General features: G+C 61.9%; 20 protein-coding genes. 14 read left to right on the top strand and 6 right to left on the bottom strand.

What is annotated here, in order from left to right; genetic code table 11:
* Positions 1-370: 370 nt before the first annotated feature.
* Positions 371-823: a hypothetical protein gene (locus AC0NIH_RS25605; RefSeq protein ID WP_474025080.1), complete on the bottom strand. Its 453-nt coding sequence runs from the start codon at positions 821-823 to the stop codon at positions 371-373.
* Between the two features lie 458 nt (positions 824-1281).
* Between AC0NIH_RS25605 and AC0NIH_RS25600 the strand changes: the two genes are divergently transcribed.
* Positions 1282-1878 (top strand): glutathione S-transferase, encoded by a 597-nt coding sequence (locus tag AC0NIH_RS25600; RefSeq protein WP_473462350.1) that lies wholly within the window; start codon positions 1282-1284, stop codon positions 1876-1878.
* Positions 1879-2050: 172 nt separating this feature from the next.
* On the opposite strand, the gene AC0NIH_RS25595 is transcribed toward AC0NIH_RS25600, so the two are convergent.
* Positions 2051-2710 (bottom strand): outer membrane protein, encoded by a 660-nt coding sequence (locus AC0NIH_RS25595; RefSeq protein WP_023768528.1) that lies wholly within the window; start codon positions 2708-2710, stop codon positions 2051-2053.
* A 413-nt stretch (positions 2711-3123) separates the two neighbouring features.
* Between AC0NIH_RS25595 and AC0NIH_RS25590 the strand changes: the two genes are divergently transcribed.
* From AC0NIH_RS25590 to AC0NIH_RS25560, 7 genes are all read left to right on the top strand, one after another.
* Positions 3124-3885 carry an SDR family oxidoreductase gene (locus tag AC0NIH_RS25590; protein ID WP_473462348.1) on the top strand — a complete coding sequence of 254 codons (762 nt, stop codon included), beginning with the start codon at positions 3124-3126 and terminating at the stop codon, positions 3883-3885.
* A complete protein-coding gene (gene uvrC / locus AC0NIH_RS25585; RefSeq protein ID WP_473462345.1) occupies positions 3882-5942 on the top strand; it encodes an excinuclease ABC subunit UvrC in 2061 nt (686 codons plus the stop codon). Before AC0NIH_RS25590 ends, uvrC begins: the two co-directional genes overlap by 4 nt.
* A 96-nt stretch (positions 5943-6038) precedes the next feature.
* A complete protein-coding gene (gene pgsA / locus AC0NIH_RS25580) occupies positions 6039-6635 on the top strand; it encodes a CDP-diacylglycerol--glycerol-3-phosphate 3-phosphatidyltransferase (RefSeq protein WP_013896263.1) in 597 nt (198 codons plus the stop codon).
* Between the two features lies 1 nt (position 6636).
* On the top strand, positions 6637-6888 hold the full coding sequence (moaD, locus tag AC0NIH_RS25575; protein ID WP_013896262.1) for a molybdopterin converting factor subunit 1: 252 nt from the start codon (positions 6637-6639) through the stop codon (positions 6886-6888).
* 3 nt (positions 6889-6891) lie between these two features.
* On the top strand, positions 6892-7368 hold the full coding sequence (locus AC0NIH_RS25570) for a molybdenum cofactor biosynthesis protein MoaE (protein ID WP_473462342.1): 477 nt from the start codon (positions 6892-6894) through the stop codon (positions 7366-7368).
* 88 nt (positions 7369-7456) lie between these two features.
* Positions 7457-8221 (top strand): YbaY family lipoprotein, encoded by a 765-nt coding sequence (locus tag AC0NIH_RS25565; RefSeq protein ID WP_473462339.1) that lies wholly within the window; start codon positions 7457-7459, stop codon positions 8219-8221.
* A gap of 184 nt (positions 8222-8405) precedes the next feature.
* Positions 8406-8675, top strand: a complete 270-nt coding sequence (locus AC0NIH_RS25560; protein ID WP_473462337.1) for a hypothetical protein — start codon at positions 8406-8408, stop codon at positions 8673-8675.
* A gap of 300 nt (positions 8676-8975) precedes the next feature.
* Here the strand turns inward: AC0NIH_RS25560 and ndk are convergent, their stop codons facing one another.
* Together ndk and AC0NIH_RS25550 are read right to left on the bottom strand one after the other, a co-directional pair.
* A complete protein-coding gene (gene ndk / locus AC0NIH_RS25555) occupies positions 8976-9398 on the bottom strand; it encodes a nucleoside-diphosphate kinase (protein ID WP_008875017.1) in 423 nt (140 codons plus the stop codon).
* A 266-nt stretch (positions 9399-9664) separates the two neighbouring features.
* Positions 9665-9913, bottom strand: coding sequence for a hypothetical protein (locus AC0NIH_RS25550; RefSeq protein WP_474025283.1), 249 nt, complete (start codon positions 9911-9913; stop codon positions 9665-9667).
* Here AC0NIH_RS25550 and AC0NIH_RS25545 point away from each other — a divergent pair.
* Complete coding sequence (locus tag AC0NIH_RS25545) at positions 9812-10033, top strand: DUF2934 domain-containing protein (protein WP_474025271.1); 222 nt, start codon at positions 9812-9814, stop codon at positions 10031-10033. The two genes, AC0NIH_RS25550 and AC0NIH_RS25545, sit on opposite strands and share 102 nt — an antisense overlap.
* Before the next feature lie 88 nt (positions 10034-10121).
* Here AC0NIH_RS25545 and AC0NIH_RS25540 read toward each other — a convergent pair whose 3' ends face one another.
* Complete coding sequence (locus AC0NIH_RS25540; RefSeq protein ID WP_473462334.1) at positions 10122-10814, bottom strand: glutathione S-transferase family protein; 693 nt, start codon at positions 10812-10814, stop codon at positions 10122-10124.
* 67 nt (positions 10815-10881) lie between these two features.
* On the opposite strand from AC0NIH_RS25540, the gene AC0NIH_RS25535 reads away from it, so the two are divergent.
* Complete coding sequence (locus AC0NIH_RS25535) at positions 10882-11394, top strand: DinB family protein (RefSeq protein ID WP_013896257.1); 513 nt, start codon at positions 10882-10884, stop codon at positions 11392-11394.
* 233 nt (positions 11395-11627) lie between these two features.
* Here the strand turns inward: AC0NIH_RS25535 and AC0NIH_RS25530 are convergent, their stop codons facing one another.
* Positions 11628-12587 carry a LysR substrate-binding domain-containing protein gene (locus AC0NIH_RS25530; RefSeq protein WP_023779686.1) on the bottom strand — a complete coding sequence of 320 codons (960 nt, stop codon included), beginning with the start codon at positions 12585-12587 and terminating at the stop codon, positions 11628-11630.
* 110 nt (positions 12588-12697) lie between these two features.
* Here AC0NIH_RS25530 and AC0NIH_RS25525 point away from each other — a divergent pair, with 110 nt between their 5' ends.
* From AC0NIH_RS25525 to AC0NIH_RS25510, 4 genes are all read left to right on the top strand, one after another.
* Entirely contained in the window at positions 12698-13531 is an 834-nt protein-coding gene (locus AC0NIH_RS25525) for a hypothetical protein (protein WP_023779687.1), read from the top strand.
* Positions 13532-13576: 45 nt separating this feature from the next.
* Entirely contained in the window at positions 13577-14503 is a 927-nt protein-coding gene (locus AC0NIH_RS25520; protein ID WP_473462680.1) for a DMT family transporter, read from the top strand.
* Positions 14496-14699 carry a hypothetical protein gene (locus AC0NIH_RS25515; protein ID WP_013896253.1) on the top strand — a complete coding sequence of 68 codons (204 nt, stop codon included), beginning with the start codon at positions 14496-14498 and terminating at the stop codon, positions 14697-14699. Before AC0NIH_RS25520 ends, AC0NIH_RS25515 begins: the two co-directional genes overlap by 8 nt.
* Positions 14700-14859: 160 nt before the next feature.
* On the top strand, positions 14860-15312 hold the full coding sequence (locus AC0NIH_RS25510; RefSeq protein ID WP_013896252.1) for a Ros/MucR family transcriptional regulator: 453 nt from the start codon (positions 14860-14862) through the stop codon (positions 15310-15312).
* The last annotated feature ends 114 nt before the right edge of the window (positions 15313-15426 follow it).

The following is a 15426-nucleotide window of genomic DNA, read 5'->3' as shown; positions in this document are numbered from 1 at the left end:
GGTTGACGGAATCAAGCTTGACAAGGTGATGGGCAGATCGGTCGTCGCATTGCTCTCACGCTTCGCGTAGATCGTGCAGCCACCAAAGATGATTGTATCGACGAAGCATTGGCTCGTGATGTTCGCGGCTGACGATCGATGCGCGAGGCTGGTTGTTGATCTTCGAAGCTTCATGCCACGACTGGTCTCGCTGCGTGCGAAGAATGCCGATATCAAATTGCTGGCGATGTCTGAAGATCAGCGGCGAATTTTTGCGATGACGAGTGAGATCGTGTGTGGATCTCAACCAAAATTTAAGCTGACAAAATCATACCATTGCTTCGCTGGCTAGCGAGCCGCGAGTCAGATATGCATTGCGCGCCGGGGTCATTCACGGCCATCGGCATAACGTGAAGGGGCATGACATGGCTAAGCAGTCATCTAAAGCGCCGGCATCCAAGGCACCGGCAAAGAAAGCACCCGCAAAAGCAGTCGCGGCGAAGGCCGCAACGGCAGTGAAAAAAGCAGCGCCTGCGAAGGCGGCGGCAAAGCCCGCAGCGAAGGCACCGGCGAAGAAGCCCGTGGCCAAGGCTGCGGCGAAACCGGCAGTGAAGAAGGCAGCGCCGGCCAAGGCAGCGGCAAAGCCGGCAGCCAAGGCAGCACCGGCGAAGAAGCCTGCGGCCAAGGCGGCGGCGAAACCCGCGGCCAAGGCAGCGGCAAAACCCGCGGCCAAGAAGCCGGCACCGGCGAAGAAGCCTGTGGCCAAGGCCGCGGCAAAGCCTGCTATGAAAGCCGCGGCAGCCTCGACCAAGCCCGCGGTGAAGAAAGCCGCGCCGAAGGCCAAGGCAGCGCCTGCGAAGGCGAAGGCTCCGGCCAAGAAGTAGACCGGCCGTTGGGGCGTCGCGCGTCCTTCGGGACTCGGCAAGGACGCTCTGACGCTCTGGATCGAACTATCTCGGCAACGGTTTCGGCCTGGTTGGCTGAACGTCGGAGAAGGGCAGAGGGCAAGCAAAGCGAGGCGCCGGTTGGCTGCCTCGCTCGCCTGCCTGATTGTCTCCTTGCCGCGCTTGGCGGAGGGTCCCGATGCAATGCTCGGGACCTATGAAACGCGAACGCAGGTATGAGTCCCATCAGCCTGCCGTCGATGTCCGCCCGCGTTTTCCAACGTGCCAATCCGTAGCTTGTCGAGATGCTTGGGGCAGGAACCGCAACCGATTCCTGGCTGCTATTTTTCCGCGTTCTGGCGGTTGATCGCAAGAACCTGTCAGTCGACAGTGGACGTCTGCAAACAGGAAGCCGATCATGCCGAAACTGCTCTACGCATCCACCTCTCCATACAGCTCCAAGGTAAGGATGGCCGCGGCCTATGCCGGGATCGCGATCGAGCACGTTCCGGTCAAGACCGAGGACCGGCCGGCCGACCTGATCGGCGCCAATCCGCTTGGCAAGATTCCGGTGCTGGTGCTCGACGACGGCCGTTCCATTCACGACAGCCGCGCCATCACCCAGCATCTCAACCGGATTTCGAAGAACGTGCTGTTCCCGCGCAATCCCGACAAGCGGTTGGAGGCCGAGGTGCTGGAGGCGCTGGCCGACGGCATTTGCGACTGCGCGCTGTCGATGGTCTATGAGCGCCGCACCCGGCCCGAGGAGATGGTCTATCAGCCCTGGCTCGACCGCCAGTGGGCGAAGATCACGGCTGCTCTCGATCAGCTCAATGCCAACCCGCCCAAACTGCCGAAGAAGATCACCGCCGGGCAGATGGCCTTGCGGGCCTGCCTTGGCTATCTCTCCTTGCGCTTTGCCGGGAAGTGGGAAAAGGGCCGTGGCCGGCTCACCCGCTGGGCCGCGCGCTTCGACGAAAAATTCCCGGAACTGAAGCCCGCGGTTCCGGGCTGACGGGGCGGGCTTGTAGTCGACAATGGAGATTAGCGAAGCCGAGGCGACGAACCAATCTCCCCCCTTGCGGGGAAGATGCCCGGCAGGGCAGAGGGGTGCTGGCGCGGCGCAGCGTGGACAATAAAAAAGCCGGGCACGAGGCCCGGCTTTTTCGTGTCGTGGCTTGAACGACTTAGAACTTCATACCGAGGCCGAAGGTCACGCGGTTGTCGGTGGCCTTGACCTTGCCAATACCGCCGTCGAAGCTCTTGCTGCCGAAGTCGGTGTAGCGGTACTCGACGCGGCCGAACACGTTGTCGGTCAGCTTGATGTCGGTACCGACGCCCGCGGTCCAGCCGAGCATGGTGGCGGTATCGCTGGTGGCGAGGACGCTGTCCTCAACCTTCAGGCTTCTGCCGGCGAGACCGCCGGTGCCATAGAGCAGGATTTCCGGGGTCACGGCGTAGCCGAGACGGGCACGCAGCGAGCCTTCGAAGCCGCCCTTGGAGTGGATGCCGTTGTCGTCACCCTTGACGCCGTTATAGCCGAGTTCGGCTTCACCGCCGTACACGAAGTTCTCCTGCTGCCACTGATAGCCGCCGAAGACGCTGCCGACGAAACCCTTGGTGTCGGTCGAAACGCCGAAATCCTTTTCCTTGGTACGGCCGCTGAAGCCATAACCAAGATTGATACCGGCATAGGGGCCGGCCCAGGAGGCGACGGGCAGTTCGGCAACTGGGGCGGGTGCCGGCGGCTCTTCCTGGACGACGTCTGCGGCATAGGCAGTTCCGCCGAGGGCGAAGAGCCCGAGCGCGACGGCCAGCGGCCGTGCGAATTTGAGATTGGCTTGCATTGTTCTTTACTCCTTAAGCCACAGGACACAGGCTTGTTTCACACGATCGCCATCAACCCGTCCGGGGGGTGAAACGGATCTGGCGTTCGTCGGTTCCAAATGTCGTGTCAAAATGCGGCTGAACCGAACCTGAACTTGGGTCATTCCCGGGCACGAATGAGGCAGAACCTTGACGTTGCATCTTCGCAACAGCGAAATGTCAGCAGCCCGGTCATGTTGCGCTGCACACCGCTTGGTGCAAGGAGTCCAGCGCCCTATATTGGAGTGCTGCCGGCCTCGGGACACGGCGAGTCGGAATACCCGCCGGGCGGTTTCGCCACAATGCTGCCCCAGGTGCAAACGCTGTTTAACGGATGGCAGGCCATATTTTGCCGGGCACCGTTTTTCGTGCCGAAATTGAGGATTGACAGAAGATGAGCAAAGCCACCGCGGCGCTGGTGACCGGCGGGGCGAAACGGATCGGCAAGGCGATCGTCGAGGATCTCGCCGGCCATGGTTTTGCAGTCGCCATCCACTCCAACCGCTCGCACGACGAGGCGGACGCGTTGGCCGCGGGGATTAACCGGTCTGGCGGCCGCGCCGCCGTGGTCGCGGCGGACTTGACCGACATGGACGCCGTCAGCGACCTCGTCGGCCAGGCGGAAGCAGCGCTTGGCCCGATCTCGCTGCTGGTCAACAACGCGTCGCTCTTCGTCGACGATTCGGTTGAGGATTTCGACTGGCAGGCCTGGGACCGCCACTTCGCCATTCACGTGAAAACCCCGGCGCTGCTGGCGCGGAATTTCGCCCGCTTCTTGCCGGAAGGGCGCGAGGGGCTGATCGTCAACATCATCGATCAGCGGGTCTGGCGGCCGACCCCGCGTTATTTTTCCTATGCGCTGTCAAAGGCGGCATTGTGGACCCAGACCCAGATGCTGGCCCAGGCGCTCGGCCCCCGCATCCGTGTCAACGGGGTCGGTCCGGGCCCGACGCTGAAGAACCTGCGCCAGGACGATTCCGATTTCGATGCGCAGATCGCCGGCCTGATCCTGAAGCGCGGCCCGGAATTGCCGGAATTTGGCGCTACAATACGCTATCTCTGGGAGGCGCGCTCGGTCACCGGCCAGATGATCGCGCTCGATGGCGGCCAGCACCTTGCGTGGCAGACGCCCGATGTGACAGGCATGACGGAATGAGTCCTTTGGATCACAAGAACAAGGCGCGCGGCGGCGCCGAAGATATTCCTCCCGAAATCGACATCGAGGACGAAGCGCTCGAGGAGATCGTCGAACCCGCCGGCCCGGATGTCGCCTTCACGGCGATCGACTGGACGCCACATGCCGGCGACGCCGAAGGTATGGTCGGTGCCGAGGTGATCCAGACGCTGGTCAAGCGGTTGCCCAATGCGCCAGGCGTTTATCGCATGATGAACGCCGCCGGCGACGTGCTCTATGTCGGCAAGGCGCGCAGTCTGAAGAAGCGCGTCACCAACTACGCGCAAGGCAGGTTCCACACCAACCGCATCGGCCGCATGGTGCGCGAAACGTCGACGATGGAGTTCGTCGTCACCCGCACCGAGATCGAGGCGCTGCTGCTTGAAGCCAATCTTATCAAGCGCTTGCGGCCGCGATTCAACGTTCTGATGCGGGACGACAAGTCGTTTCCCTATATCCTTTTGACTGGCGACCATGTCTCGCCGGGCATCTACAAGCATCGCGGCGCGCGCTCGCGCAAGGGCGACTATTTCGGGCCCTTTGCCTCGGCGGGCGCTGTCGGCCGCACCATCAATTCGCTGCAGCGCGCCTTCCTGTTGCGCAGCTGCACCAACTCCTTCTACGAGAACCGGACGCGGCCCTGCCTGCTTTACCAGATCAAGCGCTGCGCCGGTCCGTGTACGGGAGAAATCTCGCATGAGGGCTATGCCCATCTGGTCGAGGAGGCGAAGGATTTTCTCTCCGGCCGCAGCCAGAAGGTGAAGACCGAGATTTCGGCCGCCATGCAGCAGGCTTCGGAAGATCTCGATTTCGAGCGCGCCGCCATCTATCGCGACCGGCTGGCCGCGCTGTCGCACGTGCAGAGCCATCAGGGCATCAACCCGGCGACGGTGGACGAGGCCGACGTCTTCGCCATCCACCAGGAGGGCGGCCAGGTCTGCATCCAGGTGTTCTTCTTCCGCACCGGCCAGAACTGGGGCAACCGCGCCTATTTCCCGAAGGCCGATCCGGCGCTGGAAGGATCGGAAGTGCTGGGCTCGTTTCTGGCGCAGTTCTATGACGACAAGCCGACGCCGCGTGCCATTCTTCTGTCGCAGACTGTCGAGGATCAGGAACTGTTGGCGGAGGCGCTGTCCACCCGGGCCGGCCGCAAGGTGGCGATCTCGGTGCCGCAGCGCGGCGAGAAGAAGGACCTGACCGACAATGCCTTGCAGAATGCGCGCGAGGCGCTTGGCCGCCGGTTGGCCGAAACCTCGACGCAAGGCCGGTTGCTTGCCGGTTTCGCCGAGACATTCGGCCTGGCCAAGCCACCCGTGCGCATCGAGGTCTACGACAACTCGCATATCATGGGCACGAATGCCGTTGGCGCCATGGTTGTCGCTGGGCCGGAAGGCTTTGTGAAAAACCAGTACCGGAAATTCAACATCCGCTCGACCGAGATCACGCCGGGTGACGATTTCGGCATGATGCGCGAAGTGATGGAGCGGCGCTTTTCGCGACTGCTCAAGGAACATGGCGATGTCAAACCGGATGACGTTACGACAGCAGGTGACGATATCGAAGACGATATCTCCGGCAGCTTCCCGGCCTGGCCCGACGTCATCCTGATCGATGGCGGTCAGGGCCAGATGACGGCGGTGCGCAAGATCCTCTCGGATCTCGGCATCGAGGACCGCGTCGTGGCCATCGGCATCGCCAAGGGCCAGGACCGCGATGCCGGGCGCGAGCGCTTCTTCGTCAAGGGCAGGGACTCGTTTTCGCTGCCCGTGCGCGACCCCGTGCTCTATTTCGTCCAGCGCCTGCGCGACGAGGTCCACCGCTTCGCCATCGGTTCGCACCGGGCCCGCCGCAAGAAGGAAATGGTCAAGAGCCCGCTGGACGAGATCAGCGGCATCGGCCCGGGCCGCAAGCGCGCTCTGCTGTTGCATTTCGGCACCGCCAAGGCGGTCAGCCGTGCCGCCATCGAGGATCTGAGGAAGGTCGACGGTATTTCCGAACAGGTGGCGAAACTGGTCTACAATCACTTCCATGAAAGTTGAAAATTCGGCACTTTCATCTGGCCAGTCGAATCTGGCCTGTTGACCCCCTACATTCGCTTCTGATTTGAGTACGCAGGCAGAAAGAGTCTCCCAGACATGGCCCAGCGCGCGTTCAACCTGCCCAACATGCTCACCTACGCCCGCATCATCGCGGTGCCGCTGGTCGTGCTGTGCTTTTTTCTCGAGGGGCATCTGAAGTCGAGCGACTTCGCCCGCTGGTCGGCGCTGGTCATATTCCTGCTGGCCTCCATCACCGATTACTTCGATGGCTATTTCGCACGCGCCTGGCAGCAGACCTCCAACATCGGCAAGATGCTCGATCCGATCGCCGACAAACTGCTGGTCGCCACCTGTCTCCTGCTCTTGGCGGCCGACACCGACCGCCATGCGGGTATCGCCGGCTGGTCGCTGTGGGCGGCGATCATCATCCTGTGTCGCGAGATCCTGGTTTCGGGCCTGCGCGAATATCTGGCGGCACTCAAGGTCTCGGTGCCGGTGACGCAGCTTGCCAAGTGGAAGACCACCATCCAGATGGTCGCCATCGCCTTCCTGCTGGCGGGGCCGGCCGGCGACAAGATCTTCCCGCTGACCACGCAGACCGGCCTGGTGCTGTTGTGGATCGCCGCACTCGTGACGCTTTACACCGGCTATGACTATTTCCGTGCCGGCCTCAAACACATCATGGACGAGTGAGATGCGGCTCATCTATTTCGCCTGGGTCCGCGAGCGGATCGGCACATCGGAGGAAGACGTCGAATTGCCCGACGGCATCGACACTGTCGCCGACCTCTTGCGCTGGCTGCAGTCGCGCGGCGAGGGCTACGAGCAGGCGCTGCAGTTTCCCGACGTGATCCGCGTTGCCATCAACCAGGAGCATGTGGATCACCGCGAGAAGATATCCGGCGCGCGTGAGATCGCGCTGTTCCCGCCGATGACCGGGGGCTGACACATGTCGGCCGCCGTGTTGCCGACGGTGCGCATTCAGCGCCAGGATTTCGACGTTGCCGCCGAGATCGCCGCATTGACACAAGGCCGCGCCGACATTGGCGCCGTGGTCACCTTTTCCGGCCTCTGCCGCGACGAGCAAGGTGCACTCTCGGCGCTTGAGCTCGAGCACTATCCCGGCATGGCGGAAGCCGAAATCGGCCGTATCGCGGCCGAGGCTGCCGAACGCTGGCCGCTGCAAGGCCTCACCGTCATCCACCGCCATAGCAAGATCGCGCCGGGAGAGAACATCGTGCTGGTGGTGGCCGCGTCGGCGCATCGCCAGGCTGCGTTCGAGGCGGCCGACTTCCTCATGGACTATCTCAAGTCGCGCGCACCCTTCTGGAAGAAGGAGCACCGCGCCGATGGTTCCGAGGGCGGCTGGGTCGAGGCCAAGGAAACCGACGCCCGGGCGGCGGGACGCTGGAAGTCGCCGGAATAAATCCCGCAGCAGTCATGCCCCGCAGCAGTCATGCATTGACCGCATTCCTTCGGCCAATTGGCGGAAGTCATGGGCAAGGGAGATGGTCATGCTGGACAGGCTCGCGGAATTCTTCGTCTTCGGTTTCGTGCCTCTGGTGGTCGGCATCCTGGCGGTGCCGGAGCTGTCCGTGGCCGCCGAGAAGGCGGTGAGGGGCGAGGTGATCTATCGCGAGCGCATCGCCTTGCCGCCCAATGCCGTGCTCTCCGTCCAGCTTGCCGATGTCTCGTTGGCCGACGCGCCCGCCAGGATCATCGGCGAGCAGAAGATCAAACCGGCCGGCCAGGTGCCGATCAGTTTCGAGATCAAATTCGACCCCTCCGTCATCCAGCCGCGGATGACCTACGCGCTGCAGGCCCGGATTACCGTCGACGACAAGCTGATGTTCATCTCCGATGTGCGCCATCAGCTCGATCCGCTGACCGACGCGCCGCAGACCATCCTGCTCAAGATGGTCACGCAGCGCGCCGAACCGAAAGCTTCCGTCTTCGGCCAGCTCTGGGTTGTCGATTATGTCGATGGCATCGGCGCCATTACCGCGCCGCAAGCAACCTTCCGGGTCAGCGAGGCCGGCAAGGCAGGCGGCAGCGGCCCCTGCAACAGCTATTTTGCCACTGCGAAGGTCGACGGCCAGGCGATCGCTATCAGCGGCATCGGCTCGACCTTCAAGGCCTGTGCGCCGGAGGTGATGGCCGAGGAAAAGGCGCTGTTCGATGCGCTGGCCAGGGCGGCGTCATACAATGTCGAAGCCGGCAAGCTCACCATATCAGACAAGATCGGCCGCGAAATCCTGCGCTTCAGCGCCGCGAGCTAGCCCATATTTCGATCGCCACGCTTTTAGCGGGAATAATGCTTTTCGGCGGGAATAATTCGGGCAGGAGAAGCGTTTCTCTCCCAGACATGGCGGGTAAGGCAAAAGGGATATTTTCGAATATCCCTTCGTTGAAGCCGCCAGACCTGCTGCGGCTCGTTCTGGCCTAACTCCAAGGAGTCCAGATATGAAAACGCACGCGCTTATCCTTGCTGCCACAGGCGCATCGCTTTTTGCCCTCACCGGCATTGCGAAGGCGGACGACCATCTGTTCAATGCCCTTCAGCATGGCCTCAGCGCCGATGGCCACCCGTTCCAGACCAACAAGGCCGGCCACAGCGGCGACCTCGCGCCTGGACAGGGTAGTCCATTTGCAGGTGCCGATACCCAGACACCGGCCACCGACACGGCAGCAGCGAACGCTCATGCGAACGTGAAAGATCGCCAGCCGAAGTGACCAGAACCCGCCGCGGGGGGGCGGCGGGCGTCTCATCGCTTGGTCCGTTCGAACAGGCGCCGTAGTGATAAGGCGGCACCTCGACCAATTCGGCAAACCTGAGGCCACCCGCTTCGGCGGCTGCTAAGGCCTGTTCCGGCGACAGCCTCAATTCGGTTTTCGGTCGGCGAGGCGCGCCCTGGACCGTCGTTGTTCCGCACGGACGCATATGCTGCGTTTCGCGCGCGAGACCTGACCGCCCCCAATGAAAATGGCCGGCAAAACGCCGGCCTTTTCGCATGAAAGGTAATGGGTGTCGGATCAGCCGACGATTTCGGTGTCCGAGAACCAGTATTTGATTTCCTGCGCGGCGGTTTCGGGCGCGTCCGAGCCGTGCACAGAATTTTCGCCGATCGACAGCGCATGCACCTTGCGGATGGTGCCTTCGGCGGCATTGGCCGGGTTGGTGGCGCCCATCACTTCGCGGTTCTTGGCAATGGCGTTCTCGCCTTCCAGCACCTGGACGATCGTCGGTGCCGACGACATGAACTCGACCAGTTCGCCGAAGAACGGGCGGTCCTTGTGGACGGCATAGAAGCCTTCCGCCTCGCGGCGGCTCATCCACACACGGCGCGAGGCAATGACGCGAAGGCCGGCATCTTCGAGCATCTTGGTGATGGCGCCGGTGAGGTTGCGCCGGGTTGCGTCCGGCTTGATCATGGAAAAGGTGCGTTCGAGCGCCATGGGTCGTCCTTGTCTGAGAATGGAATTGAGAGTGGCGGGCTCTATACAAGCCGCCCGGCCCATTGCCAAGGGGTGAGGAACGGTCTGTCGTAAGCACATGAGTTGTCCGGATTAGGTAGCACGCGAGTTGTCCGGTTTTATCGCCAGCGAAGGCTGGCCCGGTCCTCGAAGCGGACGGAAAGCCAATTGCTTGGCTTTCCGTGTGACGAACGGTGAAAGCCCGGTCCGGCTTCGAGCGGATTGAAAGGTCCAGTGGCGTTTCCGTGTCAGGCCGGTACCGCGAACGTGCGGCTCAGGGTCAGATCAAACGGCTGCACAGCAACGCTTTGCTTGCTATAGTCACGTGTCGGCGCCGCGCTGAAGTCGGCCCGCATGGAGACAATATGACCATGGCAGACGATCGTCAGGAACGCATTCGCAACCGGGCTCATCAGATCTGGCAGCAGGAAGGGCAACCGGCCGGTCAGCACGAACGCCATTGGCACCAAGCGGCAGCCGACGTGGATGCCGAGCATGCCACGGGGACGTCATCGGTCACCAAGAAGCCGGCCAAGAAGGCTGCTGGCGCCGACAAGGCAAAAGCCGCGCCCAAGGAGGCGAAGGCGGCCAAGAAGCCCAGCAAGCCAAAAAGCTGACGGCCAAGTAGGCCTGTCATCGCCTGCGGTGTGTTCGCCCGCGGTTTTTCGCGGGCGGGTGATGGTTCATCGCCGGCAAATCAAGGCGTCACGCCGCGGCTTCAACCTTTCGTCCCAGCCCGCCATGCAAGTCGAGGCAGCGGTCGAACCACTGCGCCACCACGTCGTTGCTTTCGAGCAATCGATAGGGCGAAGCCACGCGCGCCCATTGCAGCGCGCCAAAGACGATATAGTCGGCAAACAGCGGCGAGGCCCCGCCGATGAACGGCTGGTAGCTCAACATCGAGCGCAGCGGCTCCAGGGCCGCCCGGAAGGCCGTCAGCCCGGCGTCGCGTGCGGCGACCACATCTTCCAGCCGCCTGCCGAAGCGTTGCTCCCGGCTCTGGCGGAAATACGCGGCGTTCTCCTCGTCCTGCATGCCATGGAGGTCGACAATCGCGGCGGTGGTGACATAGGGGTGGATGGTCAGTTGTGACCAGCGCTCGATGAAGCGAGCCATCGCCTTGCCGCCTTCGCCGCCAAACAGCGTCGGCCGATCCGGGTAGGCCTCATCGAGATAGAGCGCGATAGCGAAGGAATCGGCGACGATCTTGTCGCCGTCGCGGATCACCGGCACGGTCTTTGAGACACCGCCTTCGACGGCGGGCACCTCGAGGAAGCGCGTCGGCGCGGTCGAGATATCGAGCCCCTTGTGGGCCAGCGCCATCGTCGCCTTCCAGCAATGCGGGCTGAACGGACGCTTGTCGTCATGCCCGACGAGATCATAAAGCAGAATGGTCATTGGCGTCGGCTCCCTCGCGGTCTAGGTATCGCTCCCGATACCCGAAACAGGCCCGGCGGGAAAAGAGATGAAACAACACTTCATGATGTTTGCTGCATACAATCAATGGGCCAATGGCCGCATCTATGATGCCGCCGCCGATCTCGACGAGGAAGAATTCAATCGCGATGTCGGCGCCTTCTTCCGCTCGCTGATGGGCACGCTCAACCACCTGCTCGCCGCCGATCGCATCTGGATGAAGCGCTTCACCGGCGAAGGCGACGCTCCGACGGCGCTCGACGTCATCCTTCACCGGGCCTTGCCCGGCCTTCGGGCGGCGCGCGAGGCGGAAGACCGGCGGATCGTCGACTGGGTTGGCGGCTTGAGCGACAAGGCGCTGTCGGGCCGCTTCACCTACATGACCGTATCGGACATGCGCACCGTCTCGCAGCGTCTGGCGCCGGCGCTGGATCATGTCTTCAACCACCAGACCCATCACCGCGGCCAGGCGCATATGATCCTGACGGTTCTGGGCCGCCCTTCCGTATCGCTCGATCTGACGCATTTCCAGCGCACCGAGGAGGGCAGGGCCTTCGCCTGAATTCCAGATCGTTTCGTTCTGGATTCGAAGGCGAGCGGCAAGCGCCGGCTATCGACGCATTTTTTGCTGCAGCATGGCCTTCACTTCAGGCCACTCGGAATGCTCCGGCTCAGGGGCTCGATCTCGACAATTTCACCGACCAGCGCGGGTTGCCTGGATTAAGAGGTCTATTGACCGATGGTCCTCAATTTTCTGGCCGGCGGTCATCGGGAATAGTACAAGCCGGTCCGAATTCAGGCGCTCTCAAGAGCCAAGTCGTTGATTTCACTGTCCAACTGACTCTGCGTCAGAGCTGCTTCCGCCATCACCCATTGTTTGAACAGCAGCACCTTGCGTGTGGCGAGGCTCTTGTGGGGGGAAACAAAATACCAGCCGGCCGTGTTCGGATGATGCACGGCAAAGGGAGCGATCAGCCTCGCGGCTCGGATATCGCTGGCCATATAGGCGCGGTTGGCGACGGCAAAACCCATTCCGGCATTGGCCGCCTCGTAGGACATCATGCAGGAATCGAAATAGATGCCCTTGGTCTCGCTGAGCACGAAGCTGGCGCCCGCGAAACCAAGCCAGGATTGCCAGTTCTGAGTGCAGGTGTCGGAATGCAGAAGCGTGAAGTGCTTGAGGTCATCCGGCGTCACCGTCGACCGCGGCCTGTTGCCAAGAACCTCATGGAACAGCTTGCGGCTGCAGACCGGCGTCAGGTCCTCCCGGAACAGCAGATCGGACTGCAACCCGTGAAAGTGGCCGTCGCCATAGCGGATTTCGAGATCGAAATCGGACGTCGTGAACTCATGTGTCGCGTAGGAGGTCGAAACCCGCATCACGATATCGGGATGTTGATGCTGGAACAGCGGCAGGCGCGGAAACAGCCAGCGTGCGGCAAAGGTCGGCAGCACCGATATCTTCAGCACATGCTCCTGTGACTGCCCGGTCGCTTCCATGCTGGCGGCGACGATACGCTCCAGCGCTTCGCGAACGCGCGAGACATAGGTTTCGCCTTCGGGCGTCAGCGACACCGCATTGCCGCCGCGCTGGAAAATCTTGAAGCGGAGTTGATCCTCCAGGCTTTTGACGCGCTGGCTGACCGCCGAGGCGGTGATAAACTGTTCTTCGCCGGCGCGCGTGAAGTTCCCGTGCCTCGCAGCACTCTCCACAATCTTGAGCGAATTTAGGTTGACCTGACTGAGCAGACGCACGGTTTCGACCTTAAACTGGGCTTACACTAGCACCAGCATTCCTAATTTTACAGGGGTGGGTGAATTAATCGACTATTTACCAAGTGTTGCCCCCATCCTGGAGAAGTAGAATGAACGCCCATACGATACCCGAACTGCGTTATGCGATGAGTCGAGAAGCCATCATCGGCCACGAAACCGCCTGGAAAGTGTCGAGCTTCGGCGTCGCGCAATATCTGCACGGCTATGACCCGGCACTGCTTGCGGCGATCGAAGAGGCGGCGCTCAAACTCAAGGCCAGCCATGCCGTGCACAAGCACCTCGATCTGACCTTCATCACCGGCGCCGACCGTTATATTCCGGAGATCAAGGAGCTTTTGCACGACAAGCTGCGGCTGGAGCGTCTGTCCGACATGATGGGCACCAAGCTTGAGCCCTATCCGCTGTCGATCGTCGGCTCGACCGTCACTTTCATGAATCCCAGGGATGGCGCCGTGGACTGGCATTGCGACGGCGTCCCGGTCACCGAGCTCATCCCGCTGTCGATCAGCAATCCGTTGGTTGGCGGCCATCTCGAAATCTATTGCGACGACTCGGAAACCGGCCGTGCCATCCTCGAATCCGGCCACGAGATCCCGCGCAACCGCATCATGCGCATCGATCACAAGATGAACTACGCCACGCTCGGGCAGTTTCTGGGCGTCCTGCATCGCACGGCGCCGATCCAGTTCGGCGAGCGCGTGACGCTGGTGCTCAACCAGCGCTCGGTGGCCAAGCCCTATGTCGACGACAACCGCATGTTCTATCTCGCCGCCGACAACGACCAAGACCGCGAATGGGTCAACGAACTGGCCGAGGATGTCTGGACGAACCAGCTGCCGGCCTATCGCCGGTTCGAGGCGGAACATCCGGCGCCGGCTCCCGCCGAAGCACCGGTGCCGGGCGGAAACAGGGAATCATGGTAAGGAACCATGATCCCGAAAAGTGGGAACCGGTTCTCGGACGAGATCATGGTCAAGCACGGAGATAGAGCCCCATACCGGTTCTTTCCGCATGGATCAGGTTCGATATCCGCGCTGGTCTTTGCCGTCGGCGCGGTGGCTTTGTGGTCCACCAATGCCCTTGTCGGCAAATCCCTGCTGGCGAACCATTCGGTGTCGCAGGTGCAGTTCCTGCAATTCGCGGGAGCCGCATTGGTCTTTGCCCTGATCCGGTTCACGAGCCGGGAGAGCGCTCCGCCGGTCGCGGCGAGGGCCGCGCTGCTTCCGCTCGCGGTCGGTTTCATCGGCCTGGTCGGCACCATGGTGCTGCAATACATCGCCTTCGCTTCGATGCCGGTGATCGAGGCCAACCTTGTGGCCTACACCTGGCCTTTGATGGTTGCCGCGGTGGTGATCCTCTTTGAAAACCCGCGTCGTCCTGCCCTGTTAGGCGTCGCCGCGACCCTTGGCTTCATAGGTGTCGCGCTGGTGATTTCAGGCGGGCGCGACAGAACCTGGTTCCAGGGCGATCTCGTCGGCTATTGCGCGGCATTCGGGTCCGCGCTGTGCATGGCATTCTATTCGGTGATGGTGGGACGGGTCGCCACCTCGCCGGATCGCCTTTTGCTGCCGTCGTCGCTGATCGGCGTCGCCCTGACGCTTGCGTGGTGCGCACGCGATGGCGTTGCCTTGCCCACGGGCACCGACCTTGCTCTCGGGCTCTATCTCGGCGCTGGTCCGATGGGGCTGGGCTACTATTTCTGGTCGCGCGCCCTGAAACTCGAAGGCAGCGGCAAGGTTGCTGTCGTCGCTTATCTCACGCCGATTGCTTCGACGCTGCTGCTGACCCTGTCCGGCGAACGACTGACGATGACGGCCGTTGCCGGAGCCGTCCTTGTCATCGGCAGTTGTGTCGCGGTCGGCCTGGAACGATCGGAGGCGGAAAACTATGTTTGATGAAAATGAGCGCCTCGCCAGGCGGGAAGCGCATTGGCTGCTTAAGGAATTCGGCGCCGAGGCGCCCTTATACGCGGCGATGAAGGCCGAAAAGGCGATTGAACAGAAGGATTTTGGGCGTTGTGCCCGTTGGAAGCGTATTCTTGAGATATTGGCCGACAGCCGGACAGCCAAGTCTGTCGCTACCAAGTATTAGATTTTCTAATTTGCGCGGCGCCCATTTTCCATAAAGATAGTTGGTGGCAAGTCTTGATTCGTTTTGGGGCTTGGTAGTCCGTTGGGGGCGCGGTTAGAAGGATACATAGACAAAAGTCTTCACTGGGGTAGATGGTTTTGTCGCAAATAAGGTGAAAGCATTGTCAAATATCGAGGATAAGACCGTTATCGAGCTCACGGCCGATATTGTCTCGGCCTATGTTGGCAACAATCCACTTCCAGCTTCCGGCTTGCCTGACCTGATTGCCAGCGTCAGCGCCTCGGTTCGAAAGCTGGCCGGTGCGGCTGTCGTTGAAAGCCCGAGCCTGGTTCCTGCCGTAAATCCGAAAAAGTCGGTATTTCCCGACTACATCGTCTGCCTGGAGGATGGAAAGAAATTCAAGTCGCTCAAGCGACACCTCAGGACAGACTATGGCTTGAGCCCGGACGACTATCGGGCCAAGTGGAGCCTGCCGCCGGACTATCCAATGGTCGCTCCGAATTACTCGGCGACCCGGTCGGCGCTGGCGAAGTCAACGGGACTTGGCCGTAAGCCGGCCGTGGCACCGGCCGCGGTGGCCAAGACGGCAAAGCGCGGCAAGGCCACTGCCTGAGGGCGGTGGCTCGACCGGCACGAAAGCCGCCGATCTGCGATACTGACGGGCACTTGCGGGTGCCCGTTTTGAGGCCTTGCGCGACCAACTGGTCCGCAAGGCCTTGCGAAGCAC

Source organism: Mesorhizobium sp. WSM1386 (genome assembly GCF_055901595.1).
Note: the sequence above shows the minus strand (reverse complement) of the source record. Positions and strands in the feature narration are given on the sequence as shown.

Coding starts and splice junctions, on each gene's coding strand:
- moaD (WP_013896262.1), top strand. CDS start 6,637: ATGCGGCTCATCTATTTCGCCTGGGTCCGCGAGCGGATCGGCACATCG.
- uvrC (WP_473462345.1), top strand. CDS start 3,882: ATGAGTCCTTTGGATCACAAGAACAAGGCGCGCGGCGGCGCCGAAGAT.
- AC0NIH_RS25525 (WP_023779687.1), top strand. CDS start 12,698: ATGAACGCCCATACGATACCCGAACTGCGTTATGCGATGAGTCGAGAA.
- AC0NIH_RS25565 (WP_473462339.1), top strand. CDS start 7,457: ATGCTGGACAGGCTCGCGGAATTCTTCGTCTTCGGTTTCGTGCCTCTG.
- AC0NIH_RS25590 (WP_473462348.1), top strand. CDS start 3,124: ATGAGCAAAGCCACCGCGGCGCTGGTGACCGGCGGGGCGAAACGGATC.
- ndk (WP_008875017.1), bottom strand. CDS start 9,398: ATGGCGCTCGAACGCACCTTTTCCATGATCAAGCCGGACGCAACCCGG.
- AC0NIH_RS25560 (WP_473462337.1), top strand. CDS start 8,406: ATGAAAACGCACGCGCTTATCCTTGCTGCCACAGGCGCATCGCTTTTT.
- AC0NIH_RS25600 (WP_473462350.1), top strand. CDS start 1,282: ATGCCGAAACTGCTCTACGCATCCACCTCTCCATACAGCTCCAAGGTA.
- AC0NIH_RS25515 (WP_013896253.1), top strand. CDS start 14,496: ATGTTTGATGAAAATGAGCGCCTCGCCAGGCGGGAAGCGCATTGGCTG.
- AC0NIH_RS25520 (WP_473462680.1), top strand. CDS start 13,577: ATGGTCAAGCACGGAGATAGAGCCCCATACCGGTTCTTTCCGCATGGA.
- AC0NIH_RS25550 (WP_474025283.1), bottom strand. CDS start 9,913: ATGCTCGGCATCCACGTCGGCTGCCGCTTGGTGCCAATGGCGTTCGTG.
- AC0NIH_RS25535 (WP_013896257.1), top strand. CDS start 10,882: ATGAAACAACACTTCATGATGTTTGCTGCATACAATCAATGGGCCAAT.
- AC0NIH_RS25595 (WP_023768528.1), bottom strand. CDS start 2,710: ATGCAAGCCAATCTCAAATTCGCACGGCCGCTGGCCGTCGCGCTCGGG.
- pgsA (WP_013896263.1), top strand. CDS start 6,039: ATGGCCCAGCGCGCGTTCAACCTGCCCAACATGCTCACCTACGCCCGC.
- AC0NIH_RS25570 (WP_473462342.1), top strand. CDS start 6,892: ATGTCGGCCGCCGTGTTGCCGACGGTGCGCATTCAGCGCCAGGATTTC.
- AC0NIH_RS25540 (WP_473462334.1), bottom strand. CDS start 10,814: ATGACCATTCTGCTTTATGATCTCGTCGGGCATGACGACAAGCGTCCG.